Annotated in this window: 1 protein-coding gene; it reads left to right on the top strand. The window is 58.6% G+C overall.

Going from position 1 to position 428, the window contains the following annotated elements; translation table 11 throughout:
* Positions 1–32: 32 nt before the first annotated feature.
* Positions 33–428, top strand: a 396-nt coding sequence (locus R0J92_RS21765; RefSeq protein WP_411053170.1) for a hypothetical protein, incomplete at its 3' end; no start/stop codon positions are given.

The raw sequence follows: 428 nt of genomic DNA, 5'->3' as shown, positions 1-428 counted from the left end.
CTCGAATAGATGACCCAGCCACGCAGCAGTGGTTGACCACCCAGCAAGCCGCCCAAACGTTTACCGCCCGCTCGCCGTTTGACGGGCGTGAACGGCTGTTCCATATGCAGCGGGTGGGCAGTTATCCCGTGCTGGTAGTCGTAGGGGTTGATGTGCAGCGTCAGCTCGCTGGGTGGCGTCAGCGCGGCCTGGTACTCACGGTGGTCATGGCCGTCATAGTGTTACTGGGTGCTTGGGGAGTGCGTCACTACCTGAACCGGCTAGCGCTCTCCTATCAGCTACAATCCCGAGAAGCGCGGATGGACGCGCTGATTCACTCCCTGCAAGACCTGATTGTTGTCTTTGATGGCGAAGGGCGGTTTCGCTATATCCACGCCATTGAAAATGACAAGCTGATCTTAGGGAGCCAGAAAGCGCTTGGGAGGCAC

This window comes from Tritonibacter sp. SIMBA_163, from assembly GCF_046535935.1.
Taxonomy (GTDB): domain Bacteria; phylum Pseudomonadota; class Alphaproteobacteria; order Rhodobacterales; family Rhodobacteraceae; genus Epibacterium; species Epibacterium scottomollicae.
The sequence above is the reverse complement of the archived record's forward strand: the minus strand, read 5'-3'. Positions and strand labels throughout refer to the sequence as shown.